General features: G+C 73.5%; 22 protein-coding genes. 17 read left to right on the forward strand and 5 right to left on the reverse strand.

Features of this window, described 5'->3' with window-relative positions; all coding sequences use genetic code 11:
* The 13 genes from VLJ82_RS06820 to VLJ82_RS06880 form a co-directional block, all read left to right on the forward strand.
* Nucleotides 1-829 (forward strand): SIS domain-containing protein (locus VLJ82_RS06820; protein ID WP_408662578.1); only part of this gene is annotated, 829 nt, incomplete at its 5' end.
* 10 nt (nt 830-839) lie between these two features.
* Nucleotides 840-1,928, forward strand: coding sequence for an NAD(P)/FAD-dependent oxidoreductase (locus VLJ82_RS06825; protein WP_408662579.1), 1,089 nt, complete (start codon nt 840-842; stop codon nt 1,926-1,928).
* 4 nt (nt 1,929-1,932) lie between these two features.
* A complete protein-coding gene (locus VLJ82_RS06830) occupies nt 1,933-2,301 on the forward strand; it encodes a holo-ACP synthase (RefSeq protein WP_408662580.1) in 369 nt (122 codons plus the stop codon).
* 4 nt (nt 2,302-2,305) lie between these two features.
* Nucleotides 2,306-3,781: an NAD(P)H-hydrate dehydratase gene (locus tag VLJ82_RS06835; protein WP_408662581.1), complete on the forward strand. Its 1,476-nt coding sequence runs from the start codon at nt 2,306-2,308 to the stop codon at nt 3,779-3,781.
* Nucleotides 3,782-3,793: 12 nt separating this feature from the next.
* A complete protein-coding gene (gene alr / locus VLJ82_RS06840) occupies nt 3,794-4,918 on the forward strand; it encodes an alanine racemase (protein WP_408662582.1) in 1,125 nt (374 codons plus the stop codon).
* Nucleotides 4,918-6,042: an alpha/beta fold hydrolase gene (locus VLJ82_RS06845; protein WP_408662583.1), complete on the forward strand. Its 1,125-nt coding sequence runs from the start codon at nt 4,918-4,920 to the stop codon at nt 6,040-6,042. Before alr ends, VLJ82_RS06845 begins: the two co-directional genes overlap by 1 nt.
* Nucleotides 6,042-6,548 carry a tRNA (adenosine(37)-N6)-threonylcarbamoyltransferase complex ATPase subunit type 1 TsaE gene (gene tsaE / locus VLJ82_RS06850; RefSeq protein ID WP_408662584.1) on the forward strand — a complete coding sequence of 169 codons (507 nt, stop codon included), beginning with the start codon at nt 6,042-6,044 and terminating at the stop codon, nt 6,546-6,548. Before VLJ82_RS06845 ends, tsaE begins: the two co-directional genes overlap by 1 nt.
* A gap of 9 nt (nt 6,549-6,557) precedes the next feature.
* Nucleotides 6,558-7,238 carry a tRNA (adenosine(37)-N6)-threonylcarbamoyltransferase complex dimerization subunit type 1 TsaB gene (gene tsaB / locus VLJ82_RS06855; RefSeq protein WP_408662585.1) on the forward strand — a complete coding sequence of 227 codons (681 nt, stop codon included), beginning with the start codon at nt 6,558-6,560 and terminating at the stop codon, nt 7,236-7,238.
* A gap of 59 nt (nt 7,239-7,297) precedes the next feature.
* The gene (locus VLJ82_RS06860; RefSeq protein WP_408662586.1) at nt 7,298-7,795 is read left to right on the forward strand and encodes a GNAT family N-acetyltransferase; all 498 of its coding nucleotides are present in this window, start codon (nt 7,298-7,300) and stop codon (nt 7,793-7,795) included.
* The gene (gene tsaD / locus VLJ82_RS06865; protein ID WP_408662587.1) at nt 7,792-8,832 is read left to right on the forward strand and encodes a tRNA (adenosine(37)-N6)-threonylcarbamoyltransferase complex transferase subunit TsaD; all 1,041 of its coding nucleotides are present in this window, start codon (nt 7,792-7,794) and stop codon (nt 8,830-8,832) included. Before VLJ82_RS06860 ends, tsaD begins: the two co-directional genes overlap by 4 nt.
* Nucleotides 8,829-9,116: a hypothetical protein gene (locus VLJ82_RS06870; RefSeq protein WP_408662588.1), complete on the forward strand. Its 288-nt coding sequence runs from the start codon at nt 8,829-8,831 to the stop codon at nt 9,114-9,116. The genes tsaD and VLJ82_RS06870 overlap by 4 nt, the downstream gene beginning before the upstream one ends.
* A gap of 10 nt (nt 9,117-9,126) precedes the next feature.
* Entirely contained in the window at nt 9,127-9,663 is a 537-nt protein-coding gene (locus VLJ82_RS06875) for a SigE family RNA polymerase sigma factor (protein ID WP_408662589.1), read from the forward strand.
* A gap of 25 nt (nt 9,664-9,688) precedes the next feature.
* The gene (locus VLJ82_RS06880; RefSeq protein ID WP_408662590.1) at nt 9,689-10,933 is read left to right on the forward strand and encodes a DUF4232 domain-containing protein; all 1,245 of its coding nucleotides are present in this window, start codon (nt 9,689-9,691) and stop codon (nt 10,931-10,933) included.
* A 113-nt stretch (nt 10,934-11,046) separates the two neighbouring features.
* Here VLJ82_RS06880 and VLJ82_RS06885 read toward each other — a convergent pair whose 3' ends face one another.
* Nucleotides 11,047-12,219 (reverse strand): class I SAM-dependent methyltransferase, encoded by a 1,173-nt coding sequence (locus VLJ82_RS06885; protein ID WP_408662591.1) that lies wholly within the window; start codon nt 12,217-12,219, stop codon nt 11,047-11,049.
* 80 nt (nt 12,220-12,299) lie between these two features.
* Here VLJ82_RS06885 and VLJ82_RS06890 point away from each other — a divergent pair, with 80 nt between their 5' ends.
* The 4 genes from VLJ82_RS06890 to groL all read left to right on the forward strand — a co-directional run bounded on the left by VLJ82_RS06890 (nt 12,300) and on the right by groL (nt 16,531).
* On the forward strand, nt 12,300-12,824 hold the full coding sequence (locus VLJ82_RS06890) for a SigE family RNA polymerase sigma factor (RefSeq protein WP_408662592.1): 525 nt from the start codon (nt 12,300-12,302) through the stop codon (nt 12,822-12,824).
* The gene (locus VLJ82_RS06895) at nt 12,821-14,233 is read left to right on the forward strand and encodes a WD40/YVTN/BNR-like repeat-containing protein (protein ID WP_408662593.1); all 1,413 of its coding nucleotides are present in this window, start codon (nt 12,821-12,823) and stop codon (nt 14,231-14,233) included. Before VLJ82_RS06890 ends, VLJ82_RS06895 begins: the two co-directional genes overlap by 4 nt.
* Before the next feature lie 168 nt (nt 14,234-14,401).
* The gene (gene groES / locus VLJ82_RS06900; protein ID WP_408662594.1) at nt 14,402-14,749 is read left to right on the forward strand and encodes a co-chaperone GroES; all 348 of its coding nucleotides are present in this window, start codon (nt 14,402-14,404) and stop codon (nt 14,747-14,749) included.
* A gap of 156 nt (nt 14,750-14,905) precedes the next feature.
* A complete protein-coding gene (gene groL, locus VLJ82_RS06905; RefSeq protein WP_408662595.1) occupies nt 14,906-16,531 on the forward strand; it encodes a chaperonin GroEL in 1,626 nt (541 codons plus the stop codon).
* 338 nt (nt 16,532-16,869) lie between these two features.
* Here the strand turns inward: groL and VLJ82_RS06910 are convergent, their stop codons facing one another.
* From VLJ82_RS06910 to VLJ82_RS06925, 4 genes are all read right to left on the reverse strand, one after another.
* Entirely contained in the window at nt 16,870-17,151 is a 282-nt protein-coding gene (locus VLJ82_RS06910) for a WhiB family transcriptional regulator (RefSeq protein ID WP_408662596.1), read from the reverse strand.
* 243 nt (nt 17,152-17,394) lie between these two features.
* Entirely contained in the window at nt 17,395-17,787 is a 393-nt protein-coding gene (locus VLJ82_RS06915) for a DUF5319 domain-containing protein (protein ID WP_408662597.1), read from the reverse strand.
* 151 nt (nt 17,788-17,938) lie between these two features.
* The gene (locus VLJ82_RS06920; protein WP_408662605.1) at nt 17,939-20,449 is read right to left on the reverse strand and encodes an ABC transporter permease; all 2,511 of its coding nucleotides are present in this window, start codon (nt 20,447-20,449) and stop codon (nt 17,939-17,941) included.
* Nucleotides 20,450-20,534: 85 nt separating this feature from the next.
* Nucleotides 20,535-21,341, reverse strand: coding sequence for an ABC transporter ATP-binding protein (locus VLJ82_RS06925; protein ID WP_408662598.1), 807 nt, complete (start codon nt 21,339-21,341; stop codon nt 20,535-20,537).
* Nucleotides 21,342-21,391: the final 50 nt, after the last annotated feature.

Consider the following 21,391-nt stretch of genomic DNA (forward strand, 5'->3'; position numbering starts at 1 on the left):
GGACCAGCAGACCCTGGTGGTGGCGATCAGCCAGTCCGGCGAGACCGCCGACACCCTGGAGGCGGTCCGGCACGCCAAGGAGCAGCGGGCCACCGTGCTGGCCATCTGCAACACCAACGGCGCGCAGATCCCGCGCGAGGCGGACGCGGTGCTCTACACCCACGCCGGCCCCGAGATCGGGGTGGCGGCCACCAAGACCTTCAGCGCCCAGGTCGCCGCGGTGCTGATCCTGGGCCTGGCGCTGGCACAGGCGCGCGGCACCATGTACGGCGACGAGGTCGGGGTGGTGTACGACTCGCTGCAGGCGATGCCCGCCCTGATCACCGACACCCTGACCGTCATCGAGCCGGTCCGGGTGCTGGCCCGCGAGATCGCCGGCTCCAAGGCGGTGCTGTTCCTCGGCCGGCACGTCGGCTACCCGGTGGCCCTGGAGGGCGCGCTCAAGCTCAAGGAGCTGGCCTACATGCACGCCGAGGGCTTCCCGGCCGGCGAGCTCAAGCACGGTCCCATCGCGCTGATCGAACCGGAGCTGCCGGTGGTGGTGGTGATGCCGTCGCCGTCCGGCCGGCCGCTGCTGCACCAGAAGATGCTGTCCAACATCGCCGAGATCTCCGCCCGCGGCGCCCGCACCATCGTGATCGCCGAGCAGGGCGACCTGCTGGCCGCCAAGCACGCCGCGCACCTGATCGAGGTGCCGGCCGCGCCCACCCTGCTGTCCCCGCTGCTGACCACCATCCCGCTGCAGGTGCTGGCCGCCGAAATTGCCCTAAGTCGCGGATTCGACGTCGACAAGCCCCGTAACCTCGCGAAGTCGGTCACGGTCGAATAGGTTTCCCACCGTGACCGCCGAGCTGCAGACCTCAGTCGACGTCCTGATCGTGGGAGCGGGCCCGGTGGGCCTGTTCGGTGCCTACTACGCGGGGGTGCGCGGGTTGTCCACCGCGATGCTGGACTCGCTGCCCGAACCCGGCGGCCAGATCACCGCGATGTACCCGGAGAAGGCGATCTTCGACGTCGCCGGCTTCCCCGCCATCCGCGGCCGGGAGCTGGTGGCCAACCTGGTCGCCCAGGCCGCCCCGTTCTCCCCGGCGTACCTGCTCGGCGAGCAGGCCGTCGGGCTGGAGCGCGGAGTGGCCGGCGGCGACCCTGACAGTGATTCCGGCAATGCCTTCGTGGTCACCACCTCCACCGGCCGCCGGGTGCGGGCCCGCTCGATCATCGTCACCGGCGGGATCGGCACCTTCACCCCGCGGCCGCTGCCCACCGGCGAGGAGATGCTCGGACGCGGGGTGGTGCACTTCGTCCCCGACCCTGCCGAGTACGCCGGCCTGGACGTGGTGATCGTCGGCGGCGGCGACTCGGCGGTGGACTGGGCGCTGCTGCTGGAGCCGATCGCCAAGTCGGTGGCCCTGGTGCACCGGCGGGCGGCGTTCCGGGCCCACCCGCACTCGGTGGAGGTGCTGCGGGCCACCTCGGTGCAGATCATCACCGACGCCCAGGTCAGCGCGGTGCTCGGCGACCCGGTGAGCGAGGTGCGGGTGGAGGTCGGCGGCGAGGTCAGCGTGCTGCCCTGCCACCGGCTGGTCGCGGCACTCGGCTTCATCGCCAACCTCGGGCCGCTGCTGGAGTGGGGCCTGGACATCCAGCAGCGACGCCACGTCGTCGTCGACACCACGATGGCGTCCTCGGTGCCCGGGGTGTACGCCGCCGGCGACATCTGCGAGTACCCCGGCAAGGTCCGGCTGATCGCCACCGGCTTCGGCGAGGTGGCCACCGCCGTCAACAACGCCGTGAAGTACCTGGACCCGTCGGCCTCGGTGTTCCCCGGCCACCTGTCCGACTACGCCCCGCCCGGCGCGCTGGGCACCCCGACCTCGCCCACCGCCGTGTCGAGCGCGGCGGTCACGCCGCAACCCCAGCCGTCGTGAGCCGGTGATCGTCGGGGTGGGCATCGACGTGGTGCCCGTGGCGCGCTTCGAGTCGGCCAGCGTGCGTACCAAGCAGCTGATCGAGCGGCTGTTCACCCCTACCGAGCGGTTCAACGCGCACGGGGTGGCCCGGACCGCGGAGTCGCTGGCCGCCCGGTTCGCGGCCAAGGAGGCGGTCGCCAAGGCGATGGGCTCACCCGGCGGGATGTCCTGGCACGACGCCGAGGTGGTGGTCGAGGACAACGGCCGGCCCCGGCTGATCATCTCCGGCACCGTCGCCAGCAAGGCCGCCGAGCTGGGCATCAGCACCTGGCACGTGTCGCTGTCCCACGACGGCGGGATGGCCTCGGCCGTCGTCATCGCGGAGAGCTGAGCAGGTGCAGGGCGTCTGGCCGGTGGCGCGGATCCGCGAGGCGGAGCGGCAGGTGCTGGCGGGCCTGCCGGCCGGGACGCTGATGGCCCGCGCCGCCCGGGCGGTCACGGTCGAGGCGGTCGGCATGCTCGGCTTCAGCTACGGCGCCCGGGTGGTGCTGCTGGTCGGGCCTGGGGACAACGGCGGCGACGCGTTGTACGCCGGGGCCGAGCTCGGCCGGCGCGGGGTGGCGGTCTCGGCGGTGCCGGCCGACAGGACCCGGCTGCATGCCGGCGGGCTGGCCGCGTTCCGGGCCGCCGGCGGCCGGCTGGTCGAGCTGGCCGACGCCGGCCCCGCCGACCTGGTGGTGGACGGCCTGCTCGGCATCGGCGCCAGCGGGCCGGTGCGTCCGGCGCTGCTGCCGCTGGTGGAGTGGAGCCTGGACTCGCCGGCGCCGGTGCTGGCCGTCGACATCCCGTCCGGGGTGGACCCGGACACCGGCGCGGTGGCCGGGCCCGCGGTGCGGGCGGCCAGCACGGTCTGCATGGGGGCGCTGAAGGCCGGCCTGCTGGTGGGCGACGGCCGGCTGCACACCGGCCGGCTGCGGCTGGTCGACATCGGCATCGGCCCGCGGCTGCCCGAGGCCCGGGTGTACCGGCTGGACCGCCGCGACCTGCGGCTGCCCGCACCCGGACCGGCCGACGACAAGTACACCCGGGGCGTGGTCGGGGTGGCGGCCGGCTCGCAGGCCTATCCGGGTGCGGCCCAGCTGTGCGTGGGCTCGGCCCGGCTCGGCGGGGTGGGCGCGGTGCGCTACGCCGGCCACGCCGCGGCCGAGGTGGTGCGGCGCTGGCCCGAGGTGATCGTCTCCGACACCGTCGCCGTCGCCGGCCGGGTGCAGGCCTGGGTGGTCGGGCCGGGGCTCGGGGACACCGCCGACGCGGTCGAGTCGCTCGAGCGGGTGCTGGCCTCCGACGTGCCGGTGGTGGTCGACGCCGACGGGCTGAACCTGCTGGTCGAGCGCCGCGAGCTGCTGGCCGGACGTACCGCCGCGACCGTGCTCACCCCGCACGACCGGGAGTTCGAGCGGCTGTTCGGCGAGCTCGGCACCGACCGGATCGCGGCGGCCCGGCAGGCTGCCCGGGACAGCGGCGCGACGGTGCTGCTCAAGGGCTACGCCACCGTGGTGGCCGAGCCGTCCGGGCGCTGCTTCGCCAACCCGGTCGGCGCGCCGGCGCTGGCCACCGCCGGCAGCGGGGACGTGCTGGCCGGCCTGGTCGGCTCGCTGCTGGCCGCGGGCCTGGCGCCGGGGATGGCCGCGGCCACCGGGGCCTACCTGCACGCGGCGGCCGGGCAGCGGGGCGCGGCCGACGGCCCGGTGCTGGCCGGCGACCTGATCGCCGCGCTGCGGGCCGAGATCGGCCGGCTGCACCGGGACAACCGCGGGCTGCCGGACGCGCCGTCCGGGGAGAACTCGGACGGGCTGCCGCGGCCGGTTTGACAGACTGGAGCCATGCCGCACACCGAGGCCGTCGTCGACCTGGCTGCCATCGCCGCCAACGTCGCCACCTTGAGGTCGCACACCGCCGCCGAGCTGATGGCGGTGGTCAAGGCCGACGGGTACGGCCACGGCATGGTGCCCGCGGCCCGGGCGGCGCTGGCCGGTGGCGCCGGCTGGCTCGGGGTGGCGATGCTGGACGAGGCCCTGGCGCTGCGGGCGGCCGGCATCGACGCACCGGTACTGGCCTGGCTGTGGACGCCCCGGGAGGCCGAGGCGCTGCGGGCGGTGCTGGCCGCCGGGGTGGACGTCTCGGTGTCCTCTGGCGAGGCCCTGGACCTGGTGGTGGCGACCGCCACCGAGCTGGGCAGCACCGCCCGGGTACACCTCAAGATCGACACCGGGCTGTCCCGCAACGGCTGCACCGCCGCGGACTGGCCGGCGCTGCTGGAGGCCACCGCGAAGGCCGCCGCCACCGGGGCGGTCGAGACCACCGGCGTCTGGAGCCACTTCGCCTCCGCCGACTCGCCCGGCGATCCGAGCGTCGCCGGCCAGCTGGAGGCGTACGGCACCGCGCTGGCGGTCGCCCGGGAGCACGGGGTGGTCCCGCGGCTGCGCCACCTGGCCAACTCGGCGGCCACCCTGACGCTGCCGCAGAGCCACTTCGACCTGGTCCGTGCCGGGATCGCCGTCTACGGGCTGTCGCCGGTGCCCGGGCGCGGGAACTTCGGCCTGGTGCCGGCAATGACGCTGCGCACCTCGGTCGCCGGGGTGAAGCGGGTGCCGGCCGGCGCGGGGGTCAGCTACGGCCACGCCTACGTCACCGAGCGCGAGACCACCCTGGCGCTGGTGCCGGTGGGCTATGCCGACGGCGTGCCGCGGGCGGCCGGCAACACCGGGCCGGTGGCGATCGGCGGCAGCCGCTACACCGTCAGCGGCCGGGTCTGCATGGACCAGTTCGTGGTCGACGTCGGCGACGCCGAGGTCAGCGCCGGCGACGAGGTGGTGCTGTTCGGCCCCGGTTTCGGCGGCGAGCCCACCGCGCAGGACTGGGCGGACGTGCTGGACACCATCCACTACGAGATCGTCACCCGGGTCGGCCCGCGGGTGCCGCGCAGCTACACCGGCGGAGCCGCCTGATGCGGATCGGCAAGGTACCGGCGATCGTCGGTGGCAGTGTCGGCGTGCTGACCGCGGTGGCCGCCGCCGCGGTCGCCCAGCAGCGCCGGGCGGCGGCCCGCGAGCGCAGCCGGATCGACGCGGGCTCGGCGGCGCTGCTGAACGCGCCGCCGGTCCGCGACCAGGGCCTGGTGCGCACCGACGACGGGATCGACCTGCACTACGAGGAGGTCGGCACCGCGGCCTCCGGCGACCCGGCCGAAGCACCGGTGACCGTGCTGTTCGTGCACGGCTACACCCTCAGCCTGGGTGCCTTCGTCTTCCAGCGGCGGGCGCTGACCGCCGCCTTCGGCACCCGCGTCCGGCAGGTCTTCTACGACCAGCGCTCGCACGGCCGGTCGGCCCGGGCGCCGGCCCAGTCCTGCACTCTCGAACAGCTCGGGCACGACCTGTACAGCGTGATCGACCAGCTGGTGCCGGCCGGCGACATCGTGCTGGTCGGGCACTCGATGGGCGGCATGACGGTGATGGCGCTGGCCTCCCAGCATCCGGAGCTGTTCGCCGGCACCGGCCGGGTCCGGGCGGTGGTGCTGGTCAACACCTCGTCCGGCGACCTGAAGAACCTGACGCTGGGACTGCCCAGCGCGCTGGCCCGGCTGCACGCGCCGGTGCTGCCGATCGTGCTGCGCCGGGCGGCGAAGAACGCCGCGCTCATCGAGCAGGTCCGGGCGATGGGCGGCGACCTGGCCTGGGGGATGACCAAGCGGCTCAGCTTCGCCTCGGCCGACGTGGACCCGGCGGTGGTGGCCTACTGCACCACAATGATCTCGGCCACCCCGGTGGACGTGGTCGCCGACTTCTACCCCACCCTGATGGCCCACGACGGCCGGCTGGGGCTGCGCAACCTGCGCAACTGCCCGGTGCTGGTGATCGGCGCCGACTCCGACGCGATGACCCCGCTGGCGCACTCGCAGGCCATCGCCCGGGAGCTGCCCGAGGCACGGCTGATCGTCGCGGAGAACTCCGGCCACCTGCTGATGCTCGAGCATCCGGACGTGGTGAACGCACCCCTGGTGGAGCTGGTCGGGTCGGTGCTGGCCGGCCGTCCCGCCCTGCCCCGGGCCGGCGAGCAGGTCAGCGCCTGATGGCAGAACCTTCCGTGCCGGTGCTGTCGCTGCCCACCCCGCAGGCCACCCGGGCCCTCGGCGAGCGGCTGGCGGCGCTGTTGCGTCCCGGTGACCTGCTGGTGCTGGCCGGCCCGCTCGGCGCCGGCAAGACCGCGCTGGCCCAGGGCATCGGCGCCGGGCTGGAGGTGCCCGGCCGGGTGGTGTCGCCGACCTTCGTGATCGCCCGGGTGCACCGCGGCGGCCGGATCCCGCTGGTGCACGTCGACGCCTACCGGCTGCAGTCGCTGGCCGAGGTGGACGACCTCGACCTGGATGTCGACCTCGCCGACTCGGTGACGGTGGTCGAGTGGGGCGCCGGGCTGGTCGAGCAGCTGGCCGAGACCCGGCTGCGGATCGAGATCGAGCGGCTGCCGGACTCCGACCACCGGCAGGCCCGGCTGGTGGCCGAGGGCGGCGACTGGGCCGACCGGCTGGCGGCCCTGGACCAGGCGGACCAGCCGGGCGCGGATCCGGTCACGCACTAGGCTGGCCGGGTGCTGGCTCTGGTTCTGGACACCTCGTCCGCGGCGGTGACGGCGGGGTTGGTGGACTTCGACCGGCCCGAGCCTGCGGTGCTCGCCGAGCGGGTGACGGTGGACGCCCGCGCGCATGCCGAGCTGCTCGCCCCGGCGCTGCGGGACTGCCTGGCCGCTGCCGGCGTCCGGCTGGACCAGCTGTCGGCGGTGGTGGCCGGCGTCGGGCCGGGTCCGTTCACGGGGCTGCGGGTCGGACTGATGACCGCCGCGGCGCTGGCCGACGCCACCGGCCTGCCGAGCTACGGCGTCTGCTCGCTGGATGCGATTGCCGCGCGCGTCGCCGGGACAGCCGAGCTGCTGGTAGCCGGCGACGCCCGGCGCAAGGAGGTCTACTGGGCGCGCTACCGGCACGGTGCGCGGCTGGCCGACCCGGCGGTGGGCAAGCCCGCCGAGCTGGTGGCAGAGCTCCGTGGCGAGCTGTTCGGCCGGACCGCCGCGATGGCCGGCGCCGGGGCCCGGCTGTACGCCGAGGTCCTGGGCCTGCCGCTGCTGGATGCCGACTACCCGACTCCTGCGGGGCTGGCGGCCTGCGCCGCCGATCGGGTGCGCGGCCGGGCGCCGGGGGAGGTGCTGGTGCCGCTGTACCTGCGCCGGCCGGACGCGGTGGAGCCGGGCGCCCGCAAGCCGGTGACCGCATGAGCGAGGTACGAATGAGTGGGCGTGATGAGCGCTCGCGCGAAGAGCCGGGAGAATCAGCCGTGCGGCTGCGGCCGATGCGCAGCGCCGACCTCGACGTGCTGATGCCGTACGAGCAGCAGATGTTCGGCCCGGAGGCCTGGTCCCGGCAGGGCTATCTCGACGAGCTGGCCGACACCGAGCTGCGCTACTACATCGTCGCCGAGAGCACCGCCGAGGGGGTCCCTCAGAACGTGACCCGACTGCTCGGCACGGCCGGCCTGCTGACCATCGGCGAGACCGCCCAGATCCTCACCGTCGGGGTGCTGCCACCGGCCCGGCGCCGGGGCATCGGCCGGCTGCTGATCCGCGAGCTGGTCGCCGAGGCTCGCCGGCGCGGCGCCGTCGAGGTGCTGCTGGAGGTCCGCGAGGACAACGAGGCCGCCCGGCGGCTGTACGCCGGCGAGGGCTTCGAGGTGCTCGGCCGGCGGCGCGGCTACTACGAGCAGGGCCGGGTCGACGCGGTGACCATGCGGTTTCCGCTGCGGCCTGCCGGGATCCGGAAGGGGACGGCCGGATGAGCAGCCAGCCGCTGGTGCTCGGCATCGAGACCTCCTGCGACGAAACCGGCGTCGGCATCGTCCGGGGCACCGAGCTGCTGGCCGACGCGGTCGCCTCCAGCGTCGAGCAGCACGCCCGGTTCGGCGGGGTGGTGCCCGAGGTGGCCAGCCGGGCCCACCTGCAGGCGATGGTGCCGACGGTGCACCGGGCCTGCGCCGAGGCGGGCGTCGCGCTGACCGATATCGACGCCATCGCCGTCACCGCCGGCCCGGGGCTGGCCGGTGCGCTGCTGGTCGGGGTGGCCGCGGCCAAGGCGTACGCGCTGGCCCTGGACAAGCCGCTGTACGCGGTCAACCACCTGTCCGCGCACGTCGCGGTGGACCTGCTCGACAACGGCCCGCTGGATGAGGCCTGCGTGGCGCTGCTGGTCTCCGGCGGCCATTCCTCGATCCTGCAGGTGCCCCGGGTGGGCGGGCAGGAGCTGACCGAGCTCGGTGCCACCCTGGACGACGCGGCCGGCGAGGCGTTCGACAAGGTGGCCCGGCTGCTCGGGCTGGGCTTTCCCGGCGGCCCGCTGATCGACCGGGCAGCCCGGGACGGCGACCGGAACGCGATCGCCTTTCCGCGCGGCATGACCGGGCCGCACGACGATCCGCTGGCGTTCTCCTTCTCCGGGCTCAAGACCGCGGTGGCGCGCTGGGTGGAGGCCCGGCAGCGGGCCGGCGAACCGGTGCCGGTGGCCGACGTGGCGGCCAGCTTCCAGGAGGCGGTGGTGGACGTGCTGAGCGCCAAGGCGGTGCGGGCGGCCACCGAGGCGGGCATCGAGCACCTGCTGCTCGGCGGCGGGGTGGCGGCCAACTCGCGGCTGCGCGAGCTCACCGCGCAGCGTTGCGAGCGGGCCGGTCTGCGGCTGCGGGTGCCCCGGCCGAAGCTGTGCACCGACAACGGCGCGATGGTGGCCGCACTCGGCGCCCAGCTGGTGGCCGCCGGCGCCGATCCCAGCCGGCTCGAGGTAGCGGCCGACTCCTCGATGCCGATCGTCGACGTGCTGGCGTGAACATCCCCCAGGACGGCGGCGGCACTGTCACCATGTGGGAGGTCCGGGCCGCCGACGGGCAGCTCGAGCCATTGCTGGCCTGGGTGCAGTCCCGGCTCGGCGGACAGGCCCGGGTCTATCGCAGCAGCGCCGGGGAGCCGCGGGTGGTGGTGCTGGACCCGACCGGCGAGGTGACCGGCAGGCTGGCCGGCATCCCGGCCGCCCTGGTCGCCCGGCCGCCGCACGCGTGGCAGTTCGAACTGGTCGGCAACGGTGCGGCGGGGCCGGCGCATCTAGACGAGTGAGGAGGCTGGGATGGACTCGGACGAGCGTTACACCGCGTTCGTCCGCGAACACACCCCGGCGCTGCTCAAGACCGCCTACCTGCTGACCCGCAACGCCGGCGAGGCCGAGGAGCTGGTGCAGGACACCCTGGTCTGGCTCTACCCGCGCTGGCAGCAGGTGGAGTTCGCCGAGCACCAGCTGGCCTACGTCCGCAAGGCGGTGGTGAACCGCTACCTGGCCGGCCGGCGCCGGCTGTCGGCCACCGAGGTGTTCTTCGACCCGAGCTGGGACCGGGCGCCGGACCGCCCGGTCACCCGGGACCGGACCGCCGAGGTGGACGAGCGGATCGCGCTGTGGGCCCAGCTCGGTGAGCTGTCCGAACGGCAGCGGGCGGCGCTGGTGCTGCGGTTCTTCCACGACCTGCCCGACGACGAGGTGGCCGAGGTGCTGGAGTGCCGGGTGGGCACCGTCCGCAGCCTGATCAGCCGGGGACTGAGCGTGCTGCGCGGCGTGGGCGACTACGCCGACGACGCGATCAGCTCGCGATACCTGAGGAATGTGACATGAGGCCGACCGTAGGAGACCCGGGCAGATGACCGCCAGGACGTTGACCGACGAGCTGCGCTCGGTGCTGCTGTTCCACGCCCTGGAGGCACCCGAGCCGAACGCCACCGTGGACCGGATCCTCAACGACACCGTCGGTGCCCAGACGCTGCTCGGCGGCGACCGGCTGCCGGCCGCCGTCCCCGCCCGGACCGGCCGGCGGGTGTCGACCCAGCAGCTGGTGGCGGCCAGCGTGGTGGCGCTGCTGCTGCTGGCCGTGGCCGGCATCAACTCCTACCGGACCCGCGGCGTCGATGAGAGGAACCAGTCCGGCAACCAGGTGGCCGGTGCCGCGTTCGGCGCGGCCTCGACGACCGGCCGGAGGCCAGCCGCCGGCCAGACGCCGGTGGAGGGCTCGGCGGTGCTGCCGGGCACCGCCACCGACCAGGCCAACGCCAAGGCAGCTCCGCCGCTGACCCCGGTCTATGCCGGCAAGGCGCTCGACTGCGCCACCATCCGCGGTAGCCGGCTGGTCACCGGGCAGTGGGACGACTACGTCTCCTCCACCGGCGAGCTCTACTACATCTTCGAGTTCCTGTGCGTGGGGTTCAACGGCGAGCGCTCGGCCAGCGAGCTGCAGGTCTTCCAGCAGGTCGACGGCCAGCTGAAGTACCGGCGCACCCTGCTGTCCCCGGCCGCGGACGAGTACCTGGACTTCATGACCGCGGGGGCCGACTCGGCGCGCATCCAGGCCATCGCGCACCGCCAGGGGCCCGACCGGCCGGCGGGGGCGGTGCTGTCCACCACCTGGGACCTGTCGCAGGCCGATCCCGGCAACGGGTACAGCTTCACGGTGGCCGATCCCTGCGGGCGCACCGACCTGGACCAGGACCTGGCCGTGACCGCGACGCTGAGCGTGGTGCCCGACGCCCCGGCACCGGCCTGGCGGCTGACCGTCCGCAACGCCGGCTCCCAGGCCTGCGGCCTGGAGGGCTTCCCGGTCGTCCGGGCGCAGCGCGCCGGCGCCACGCTGGCCACCGCGCTGCCCACCCTGAGCGGGCCGGTCGGCGGGGTCACCAAGCAGACGGTGCCGCCGATCCTGGTGCTGCCGGCCGGTCGCACCGCCACCGCGCTTGTCGAACAGAGCGCCGCGGCGGCCGGCACCTGCCAGTCCTCGGACCAGCTCAGCGTCACCCTGCCCAACGGGGTGACGTTGAGCCCGCTGCCGGCCCGGGTGTCGGCCTGCGGGCTCATCGTGCACCCGCTGGTCGAGAACCCCAGCGGCTCGGACTGACGCTCACCCCTCAGACGGACGGTCGCCCCTCCGCCGAAACCGGCGCTGCCGGGTTAGTGGCCGCTACCCGAGCAGCGGGGCGCTCTGGGAGCGGGCGCTACCGGGCCAGCGCGCTATCGGGCCAGCGGTTCGGCAAGGATCGCCAGGTGCCGCTCGGCCACCCGGGCCAGCAGCACGGTGATCGCGTGCGGGCCGGCGGGCCTGAGCTCGCGGCGCAGCGCCGCCGGGTCGACGTCCACCCCGCGTTTCTTGATCTCGACGGTGCCGACCTGCCGGCGGGCCAGCTCGGTGCGCAGCCGCTTGACCGAGTACGGCAGCACGTCGAGCACCCGGAACCCCCGGGCCAGTCCCGCCGCCGGTCCGTCGGCCACCGCGTCGGCGGACAGGTAGGCCAGCTGCTCGGCGATCCGGCAGCCGCCGGGCAGCAGCGCGGCCAGCTGTTGCACCAGGCCGGCCCGGATCACCGCCCCGTCCGGCTCGTAGAGGTAGCCGCCGACCGGCCCGACCCGCGGCTCGGCCTGCTCGGCGTCGGTCAGCTGCAGCCCGGCCGGCAGCACGGTGGCCCGCCGCCGGACCTCGGCGAAACCGGCCGACCAGAGCACCGCCTCCTTCACCCCGCCGCCGAAGGACACCCACTCGGCCTCGCACTCGGCCGGGATCAGGTTGTGCGCGATGCCCGGCCCGAGCTTGGCCGCCGCGTACCGGGACTCGGCCAGCAGCCGCAGCACGAAGTCGAAGCCGGGGGAGTAGGCCGCTGGGTCGAAGGTCCGGCCGCGCGCGGTGCGCCGGGCCGGGTCGCAGAACACCGACTCGGCCGAGCGCCAGTCGGCCTGCTCGGCGGTCCCGGTGCTGACCCGCACCGGCCGGCCCGCGGTGTTGGCCGCCGCGACCGCCGCGGTGTCGGGGTCCCGTTCGACCGCATCCACCCGCAGCCCGGCCCGGACGAAGGCGAGCGCGTCGGAGCCGATGCCGCAGCACAGGTCCAGCACCGAGGCCAGCCCCGCCGCGGCGAACCGGGCGGCCCGGTGGTCGGCGACCTCGACCCGGGTGGCCTGTTCCAGCCCGTCGGCGGTGAACAGCAGGCTGCCGGCCAGCGCGCCAAACTTGGCCCGGGCGGCGGCCCGCAGGCCGGCCTGGGTCAGGGCGATCCTGGCCAGCTCCGGCGGCAGCAGCCGGCGGACCGCGGCCGCCCGCCGGACCGGGTCGGTGTCGGGCACCGTCCCGGCCAGCTCGATGGCGCGTTCCAGCTCGGCCCGGGCGGCCGGGCTGGACAGGTCTGCGGGCACCGGCCCAGTGTGTCCTACCTGGCCTGCAACGCATTCGGGGTGCACCGTGTCATCAGAGGGCAGAGGAAAGCGAGCATCCGATGGCCGAGACCGGTGAGTTCTCCGCGTTCGTGCGGGCGCACAGCACAGTGCTGCTGCGCTCGGCCTACCTGTTGACCGGTGACCGGGCCTCGGCCGAGGACCTGGTGCAGGACACCTTCCTGCGGCTGTTCCCGCACTGGTCGCGGGTGATGGCCGCCGACGTGCCGCTGGCCTACGTCCGGCGCTCGCTGATGAACAACTTCCTCAACAACCGGCGGCGCGGCGGCCACGAGGTACTGGTCGCCGACCTGCCCGAACGTGGCTTCGACCCCGACCTGGCCGGGCCGCTGAGCGACCGGGAACTGGTACGGGGGCTGCTTGCCAGCCTGCCGGCCAAGCAGCGCGCGGTACTGGTGCTGCGGTTCTACTCCGGCCTCAGCGACGCCGAGATCGCCGCCGACCTCGGCTGCCGGCAGGGCACGGTGCGCAGCATCGTCAGCCGGAGCCTCGCCATGCTGCGCACCGAGACCGAGCACCTAGCCCGCCCGCGAGACATCTCGCCGACGAACGGGAACCTGCGATGAGCACCGAACGCGAACCTGCCACCCTGCTGCGGGACGGGATGATGGCCGAGGCCCGCTCGGTCACGGCCAGTCCGGTCTTCACCGAGCGGATCATCAACGCCGTCGGGCAGCCGGCCCGCCGGCCCGCCTGGCAGGGCTGGCTGCTGCCGGCCGCCGCCGCCGCGCTGGTGGCGGTACTGGTGGCGGCGGCCCTGGTCGGCACCTCGCTGATCCGCGCGGACCGCCAGCAACCGGCTGCCCAGACCACCCCGCCGGTCGCGACCAGCACACCCCCGGCGCCGAGTGCGAGCAGCCCGGCACCCAGTTCCAGTCCCACCGCCAGTTCCGCTCCCAGCTCGAGCACCAGCTCCGGTGGTTCGGGTCCGGTCGGCGGGGCGGTGCCGGCCGGGTTCCGCGCGGTCGACCTGACCTGGATCAGCAATTCCGCCGGCTGGGCGCTGGGCACCGCGCCGTGCGGGCAGCCGCCCTGCACCTCGATCGCGCGTACCAGCGACGGGGGCAAGACCTGGATCGGCATCCCCGCGCCCAAGGCCCGGCTCGTCCAGACCGACAGCTGCCCGAGCGCCTGTGACCTGGTCAGCGGGCTGCGCTTCGCCACCGCGCAGGTCGGCTACGCCTTCGGTCCCAACTCGCTCTTCCTGACCACCGACGGCGGCGCCAGCTGGCACAAGCAGTCCGGCGGCTCGGCGTACTCGCTGGAGATCGTCGACGGCTCGGCGCTGCGGGTGAGCGGGCAACAGCCCGGCTGCGCGCCCGGCTGCACCTTCTCGGTGCAGCGGGCCGCCCTCGGCAGCGCCGACTGGCAGGACGTCGCGCTGCCGGCCGGCGGCCAGACGGCCGGTGCGCAACTGGCCGCCAGCGGCCGGACGGTGGTGCTGGCCACCTTCGGCCACGTCGCCGGCGGGGCCGAGAACGCCACCTCGGTGCTGTTCACCTCCACCGACGCCGGCGCCGGCTGGCGCAAGGTCGGCGAGCCCTGCCCGCAGGGTTCCGGCGCTGCCGCCGAGGTGGACACCGTCGCGGTCACGGTAGCCCCGGACGGCTCCATCACCGGCCTGTGCCGGCCGCGTGGCAGTACCGGCGGACAGTTCACCGTCACCTCCACTGACGGCGGCGCACACTTCGACGCCGCGCCGGCGAGCCTGGGTGCTGCGACCGGCTCGGTGCTCGGGGCGGCCTCGTCGAAGATCCTGCTGGTGAGCCTGGACCAGCTCTACCGCAGCACCGACGGCGGCCGGCACTGGCAGCGCACCGGCGACGGCGGACCGCTGGCCGCCGGCTTCATCGGCTTCGAGAGCTCCTCGGTGGGCCGGGTGCTGGGCCTGGACGCCGACGGCGCGGTGGGCTCGGTCACCGTCTGGACGACTACCGACGCCGGCCGCAGCTGGACGGCCAACACCTTCCGCTGAGCCACGGGTGAGCCCTGGCTAGTCCCCGGCGGGGCTGCCGGTACGGGCGGTGCCCGGCCGCCGCGCCGGGCACCGGGACCCGGTGTTGAGCGTTGGCACTCTCAGAGCTAGAGTGCTAGTCAAGGCACGGCTGACCCCCGCGACGGCAGCCCCCGCCGAACACTGAACATGACATTCCATACCGGTAAGACCCCAGGAGGGGAGCTGAGCGTGACCGCCACCAAGGTCAACATCAAGCCGCTGGAGGACCGCATCGTGGTCCAGGCGCTGGAAGCCGAGACCACCACCGCGTCCGGCATCGTCATTCCCGACACCGCCAAGGAGAAGCCGCAGGAGGGCACCGTCCTCGCCGTCGGCCCGGGCCGCGTCGACGACAAGGGCAACCGCATCCCGATCGACGTCTCCGAGGGCGACGTCGTGCTGTACTCCAAGTACGGCGGCACCGAGGTTCGCTACGCCGGCCAGGAGTACCTGGTGCTCTCGGCCCGCGACGTGCTCGCCGTCATCGAGAAGTAGTCGTTCCTTAGCCGTTCGCCGAAGCCCCGGAGCGCGCCGCGCCCCGGGGCGTTCTCGGCTTGCAGATCCTTGGCGCCCCTGCCGGCCGGTGGCCCGGGGATTCGCCGGATCGCTGCCACCGCACCCGGCACCTGAGCACAGAGAGAGGAACCATTCATGGCGAAGCTCCTCAGCTTCAACGAGGACGCCCGGCGCGCGCTCGAGCGTGGCGTCGACAAGCTGGCCAACACCGTCAAGGTCACGCTCGGCCCGCGGGGCCGCAACGTGGTGCTCGACAAGTCCTACGGCGCACCGCTGATCACCAACGACGGCGTCACCATCGCCCGCGAGATCGAGCTGACCGACCCCTTCGAGAACCTGGGTGCGCAGCTGGTGAAGTCGGTGGCCACCAAGACCAACGACGTCGCCGGCGACGGCACCACCACGGCCACCGTGCTGGCCCAGGCGCTGGTCACCGCCGGCATGCGCAACATCGCTGCCGGCGCCAACCCGGCCGGCCTCAAGCGCGGCATCGACGCGGCCGTGGACGCGATCTGCTCCGCACTGGACGCGGCGGCCACCCCGGTGCAGGGCGAGCGCAGCATCTCCGGCGTCGCCACCATCTCCGCCCAGGACGCCCAGATCGGCGCCCTGATCGGCGAGGCGATGACCAAGGTCGGCAAGGACGGCGTGATCACCGTCGAGGAGTCCAACACCCTCGCCACCGAGCTCGAGTTCACCGAGGGCATGCAGTTCGACAAGGGCTACATCTCGCCCTACTTCGTCACCGACCCGGAGGGCCTGTCGGCCACCCTGGACGACCCGTACCTGCTGATCACCACCCAGAAGATCTCCTCGATCGCCGACCTGCTGCCGGTCCTGGAGAAGGTCATCCAGGCCAACAAGCCGCTGGTGATCGTGGCCGAGGACGTCGACGGCGAGGCGCTGTCCACCCTGGTGGTCAACGCCATCCGCAAGACCTTCTCAGTGGTCGCGGTCAAGGCGCCGTTCTTCGGCGACCGCCGCAAGGCCTTCCTGCAGGACCTGGCCATCGTCACCGGCGCCCAGGTCATCTCGCCCGAGGTCGGCCTCAAGCTCGACCAGATCGGCCTGGAGGACCTCGGGTCCGCCGGCCGGGTGGTGGCCACCAAGGACCTGACCACGATCACCCATGGTGCCGGCACCCAGGCCGACATCGACGCCCGGATCGCTCAGATCCGCAGCGAGATCGAGACCACCGACTCCGACTGGGACCGGGAGAAGCTGCAGGAGCGGCTTGCCAAGCTGGCCGGCGGCGTCGGGGTGATCAAGGTGGGTGCTTCCACCGAGGTCGAGCTCAAGGAGAAGAAGCACCGGATCGAGGACGCCATCTCCGCGACCCGGGCCGCGGTGGAGCAGGGCATCATCGCCGGTGGCGGTGCCGCGCTGGTGCACGCGCTGCCGGCATTGGACAAGCTCAGCCTGTCCGGCGACGAGGCCACCGGCGCTTCCATCGTGCGTGAGGCGCTGGTCGAGCCGCTGCGCTGGATCGCCACCAACGCCGGCCACGAGGGGTACGTGGTGGTCAGCAAGGTCCGCGAGCTGGAGCCGAACTTCGGCCTCAACGCCGCGACCGGCGACTACGAGAACCTGCTCGAGGCCGGGGTGGTCGACCCGGTCAAGGTCACCAAGGCGGCGCTGGCCAACGCGGCCTCGGTTGCCGGGCTGGTGCTGTCCACCGAGTCCGCCATCGTGGAGAAGCCGGCCGATCCGGAGCCGCAGGGCCACTCGCACTCGCATGGCGGTCACTCGCACAGCCACTGACCGCCGGCCACCGGCTCGGGCTCTCTTCGGGGCCCGGCCGGGGCAGCGCTTAATAAGGGAACTCCCCGCTCGCATCGTCCGCTATGCGAGCGGGGAGTTGGCCTTTCCGGGCCCGGCGCCCGCCGATCGGCTGCCGGCCCCGACCGGCCGCGCCGCTTCGCCGTCAGCCGGCCGCATCAAACTGGTCCACATCGAGCTGGCGTGTGTCAGCTGGCCCGCATCCCCCGTCGGCGACTCGCGTCAGCCGGCCAACCGAGTCGTCGACTGGCCGGCGACATCGTCGGCCGCCGGCAGCATGGCTGGCCGGCCAGTGGACTCGCCAGCCGGCCAGCGACTCCTCAACTGGCCCGCATCCGGATCAGCTGGGCCCGCTCCTCGGTGGACTTGCCACCCCAGACACCGTACGGCTCGCGGGTTCGCAACGCCCAGTTCAAGCAGGCCTGGGTCACCGGGCACGACGCGCAGACCTGCTTGGCGGCCCGCTCCCGGCGTACCCGGGAAGGCCCTCGCTCGTTCTCGGGGTGGAAGAACGTGGAGGAATCCAGGCCCCGGCACGCCCCTCGCATCTGCCACTCCCAGTCCTCCGCACGCGGCGTCGGCAAGCGGGACACATCCGCCATCGTTACCTCCCGAGCGAACTTGCACCGGCAAAAATGTGTCAAGTGCTTCGTTCAACGAACGGCACGGCAGAAGGTGACGCACAGTAGGCATGTGGATACGAAAATGCTTTTTGCCCGGCTTGGCAGGCGCTGACGGGATGCGGCAGGTATCCCGAGGTAGGCGCCGATTGGCGAATGCCGGGCAGTCGTTACCGGCCCTGAGTCAGCCGCTACAGAGCAGGGGGCGTCAGGTAGAAAGCGATTTCAGCCGCGGTGGGCCAGCGCGTCGGTGAACCCGCGCGCGTAGTCCCAGCTCACGTAGGCCTCGGGGAGCGGCTCGGCGGCCGGCTCGTGCACGCCGGTACGGCCGTTGCCGAGCAGGCTGCGCAGGTTGGCCGCCATCAGCGCCCAGGAGAAGTAGTGCTGCTCGCCGCAGTCGGCGCAGTCGACCACGATGCCGTGGATGTCGTGCGGGCTGAGCGCGGCCTCGAACTCCAGCAACTCGGCGAGGTCCGCGGCGATCTCCTGCAGGTCGGAGTCGGTCAGCGGCTCGACGGGGTCCAGATCGTCCAACAGGTTCGACGGATCGTTGGGGTCTCCCAGGAACGGATCCAGCGGTCCGCTGTGCGGATCGGAGAACGAGTCGCGAGAGGTCACCCGTCAACGGTAACGCCCGTTGGCCACTCCGTTCCAATCGTTGGCGATTTCTTCTCCCGGTTTTTTTACCGGCGTTCGACCGGGAAGCCGCCGGACCGGCCTGCCACCCACCAGGGGCAGCACGCCGGTCCGGCGGAGCTGACGGCAGCGGTCAGAGGTCGGCGATCGCGGCCAGTGGTGGCGTCCGGGCGGCCCGGATCGCGGGCCACAGGGCGGCCAGCACCCCGACCACGCCGGCCAGCACCAGCATCAGCACCGCCTGGCCGACCGGCACCGAGACCTGGTCCAGGCCCTGATCGCGCAGGGTGCGGACGAACAGGCTGCCGAACACCAGCCCCATGGCCAGCCCCACCAGCGCGCCGAACAGCGCGATCAGCATCGACTCCAGGTAGATGGTGCGGCGCAGCTGCGGGCGGAGCACGCCGACCGCGCGCAGCATGCCGATCTCGCGCCGGCGCTCCACCACCGACAGCGCCAGGGTGTTGATGATGCCGAGCACCGCGATCACGATGGCCAGTGCCAGCAGCCCGTAGAGCACCGCCAGCAGGGCGTTGATCTGGCTGGCGTTCTCGCCCTTGAACTCCTCGCGGTCCTGCACCTGCACCACCACCAGCGGGTCGGTGGCCCGCTCCAGGCCGGTACGCAGTGCCGCCAGGTCGGTGCCTGGGGCGGCCTTGACCAGCACCACCTCGTCGGTGAGCAGCCGGCTCGGGGTCAGCTCGCGGTACAGGCTGCCCGAGGCCAGCCAGTTGCCCAGCAACGGGCTGACCTGGTAGATGCCGCCGATCGTGGTGCGCACCGTGTTCTGGTCCGGGGTGAGCATGGTTACCGTGCTGCCGACGCTCCAGTGGTTGTCCTGTGCCCACTTCTGCGACACCAGCAGGGTGTGGCCGGTGAGGTCGGCACTGCCCTGCACCACCTGGTAGCGCAGCACGTCGCCGAGCGGGCCGTCCACGCCGGTGCCGTACTCGGTGTGGCCGTCGATCCTCACCTGCACCGGGTGCAGCGCCACGGTGGCGGCCACCCCGCTGACCTCGGCAGCCGCCGGCGCGGCCGCCACCGGCACCCCGACCGCGTCCGGGCCGGTCAGGATGTAGTCGGCGGTGACGCCGTTGTCGACCAGGCCGTTGAGGCTCTTCTTGGCCGAGGCGCCGAACACCGCGATGGTGGTGACCAGCATCAGGCCCAGGGTCAGCGCGAAGGCGGTGGCCGCAGTCCGCCGGGGATTGCGCACCGCGTTGGTGCGGGCCAGCCGGCCGACCGTGCCGAACACCGGGCCGAGACCGGTGCCGAGCACCCCGATCACCGGCCGGGACAGCGCCGGTGCGCCGAGCAGCACGCCCACGATCAGGCCCAGCGCGCCGAGCCCGATCAGCCCGGCCGCGCCACCGCCGGAGCCGGCGAGGCCGCCGGCGAGCAGGCCGGCCACGCCGAGCACGGTCGCCAGCAGGCCGAGCGCGGTACGCAGCCGCAGCGAGCTGCCGGTCGAGGCGAACTCCTCGCGCATCGCGGCCACCGGGGCGATCTTGGACGCCCGGCGGGCGGGGGAGTAGGCGCTGAACAGGGTGACGCCGACGCCGATGGCCAGCGCGACCAGCACGGTGCGCGGCCGCAACTGCAGGGCGCCGGACGGCAGCCCGACGTCGAAGCTGTTGAGCAGCGCCCGCAGCCCGTAGGCCAGCCCCACGCCGCCGGCGATGCCGATGGCGCTGCCGGCCAGCCCTACCAGGGCGGCCTCCAGCAGCACCGAGCGGCTCACCTGGCGCCGGCTGGCGCCGATCGCGCGCAGCAGCGCCAGCTCGCGCACCCGCTGCGCCACCAGCATCGAGAAGGTGTTGTAGATGATGAACGTGCCGACCAGCAGCGCGATCGCGCCGAAGGCGAGCAGGAAGTAGTTGATGAACTTCAGCGCGTTGTTGATCTCCTGCTTGGCGTCGTGGCGGACCTGCACGCCGGTCTTGGCCTGCAGCTCCGGCAGCGCCTGGGCGATCCGGTCGCGCAGCTCGCTCTGCGAGACGCCGTTGCCGGCGATGTCGACGTAGCCGACGTGCTGGCCGTCGGTGAACAGCTGCAGCGCCTGGGCCTGCGGGAACAACGCGCCGATGTAGCCGCCGGTCTCGGTCTTGGTGGAGTAGATGCCGGTCAGGGTGACGTCCAGCATGCCCTTGCTGGGCACCAGCACCCGGGTGTGCGAGCCGACGGTCAGCTTGCCCAGCCGGGCGGCGCCGGGGTTGAGCGCGATCTCGCCGGGCCGGGCGGGCGGGCTGCCCGCGGTGAAGGTGAACTGGTCGCCGATCTGCTGCTCGGGCGGCAGGTAGGACAGTCCCAGGCTGGGCGCCCCGCCGCCCTTGACGGCCTTGCCGTCGGAGCCCAGCAGCACGATCTGGCCGGTGATGCCGGGTTCCACCTTGCTGACGCCGGGTACCGCCCGCAGCCGGTCCAGGGTGGCGAGCGGAACGCCTGAGCTGTTGTCGTCGCGGGCCGCGACCCGGACGTCCACGCCGACCGCGGTGTCGTCGAAGATGCCGTTGAAGGTGCGCTGCAGGGTGTCGGTGAACACGAACGAGCCCGCCACGAAGGCGGTGCCGAGCACCACCGACAGCACGGTCAGGACCAGCCGGACCTTGTGCGCGGCCAGGTTGCGCAGCGAGACCTTGCGCATGGTGGCGGCCGAGCCCGCCGGGAGGGCGGCGTTGCCGTCGCCGTTGCCGCCGGGCCGGGTCAGGGTGGGGGTCGAGCTGCTCATCTCAGACCTGCTCGAGGTTCTTCATGCGGTCCAGCACCGTGTCGGCGGTGGGGGCGCGCATCTCGTCGACGATCCGGCCGTCGGCCAGGAACACCACCCGATCGGCGTAGCTGGCCGCCCGCGGGTCGTGGGTGACGATCACCACGGTCTGGCCGAGCTCGGTGACCGAGCTGCGCAGGATGCCCATCACCTCGCCGGACGAGCGCGAGTCCAGGTTGCCGGTCGGCTCGTCGCCGAAGATGATCTCCGGACGGCCAGCCAGCGCCCGGGCACAGGCGACCCGCTGCTGCTGGCCGCCGGACAGCTCCGAGGGCCGGTGGCCGAGCCGGTCAGCCAGCCCCAGGGTGTCGATCACCGAGGTGAGCCAGGCCTGGTCCTCGGGCGTCCGGCGCCGGCCGGCGATGTCCATCGGCAGGGTGATGTTCTCCAGCGCGGTCAGCGTCGGCACCAGGTTGAAGGCCTGGAACACGAAGCCGATCCGGTCGCGCCGGAGTTGGGTCATCCTCTTGTCCGACAGGCCGGTCAGCTCGGTGTCGCCGATCCGGACCGAACCGGAGCTGGCGGTGTCCAGGCCGGCCAGGCAGTGCATCAGGGTGGACTTGCCCGAGCCGGACGGGCCCATGATCGCGGTGAACTCGCCGCGCAGGAAGTCCACCGAGACCGAGTTCAGGGCGCGGACCTGGGTGTCACCGCTGCCGTAGGTCTTGCTGAGGTCGATCGCCTGGGCGGCGATGCCGCGCTGCGCGCCGGTGGCCGGTGGCACGCTGGTCAGAGGCTGGGCGGGCGGGGTGCTGACGGGCGATTTCATGTCCTGCCTTCCGAGATCGGGTGGCCCGCCGGGCGGGCCGGTCCTGTCTG

Source organism: Jatrophihabitans sp., from assembly GCF_035474675.1.
Lineage (GTDB): Bacteria > Actinomycetota > Actinomycetes > Mycobacteriales > Jatrophihabitantaceae > Jatrophihabitans_A.

What these genes read in the sequence shown, in the direction of transcription:
- alr (WP_408662582.1), top strand. Translation starts at nt 3,794, where the DNA reads ATGCCGCACACCGAGGCCGTCGTCGACCTGGCTGCCATCGCCGCCAAC.
- groL (WP_408662595.1), top strand. Translation starts at nt 14,906, where the DNA reads ATGGCGAAGCTCCTCAGCTTCAACGAGGACGCCCGGCGCGCGCTCGAG.
- tsaD (WP_408662587.1), top strand. Translation starts at nt 7,792, where the DNA reads ATGAGCAGCCAGCCGCTGGTGCTCGGCATCGAGACCTCCTGCGACGAA.
- VLJ82_RS06845 (WP_408662583.1), top strand. Translation starts at nt 4,918, where the DNA reads ATGCGGATCGGCAAGGTACCGGCGATCGTCGGTGGCAGTGTCGGCGTG.
- VLJ82_RS06925 (WP_408662598.1), bottom strand. Translation starts at nt 21,341, where the DNA reads ATGAAATCGCCCGTCAGCACCCCGCCCGCCCAGCCTCTGACCAGCGTG.
- VLJ82_RS06910 (WP_408662596.1), bottom strand. Translation starts at nt 17,151, where the DNA reads ATGGCGGATGTGTCCCGCTTGCCGACGCCGCGTGCGGAGGACTGGGAG.
- VLJ82_RS06920 (WP_408662605.1), bottom strand. Translation starts at nt 20,449, where the DNA reads ATGCGCAAGGTCTCGCTGCGCAACCTGGCCGCGCACAAGGTCCGGCTG.
- groES (WP_408662594.1), top strand. Translation starts at nt 14,402, where the DNA reads ATGACATTCCATACCGGTAAGACCCCAGGAGGGGAGCTGAGCGTGACC.
- tsaE (WP_408662584.1), top strand. Translation starts at nt 6,042, where the DNA reads ATGGCAGAACCTTCCGTGCCGGTGCTGTCGCTGCCCACCCCGCAGGCC.
- VLJ82_RS06895 (WP_408662593.1), top strand. Translation starts at nt 12,821, where the DNA reads ATGAGCACCGAACGCGAACCTGCCACCCTGCTGCGGGACGGGATGATG.
- VLJ82_RS06875 (WP_408662589.1), top strand. Translation starts at nt 9,127, where the DNA reads ATGGACTCGGACGAGCGTTACACCGCGTTCGTCCGCGAACACACCCCG.
- VLJ82_RS06880 (WP_408662590.1), top strand. Translation starts at nt 9,689, where the DNA reads ATGACCGCCAGGACGTTGACCGACGAGCTGCGCTCGGTGCTGCTGTTC.
- VLJ82_RS06890 (WP_408662592.1), top strand. Translation starts at nt 12,300, where the DNA reads ATGGCCGAGACCGGTGAGTTCTCCGCGTTCGTGCGGGCGCACAGCACA.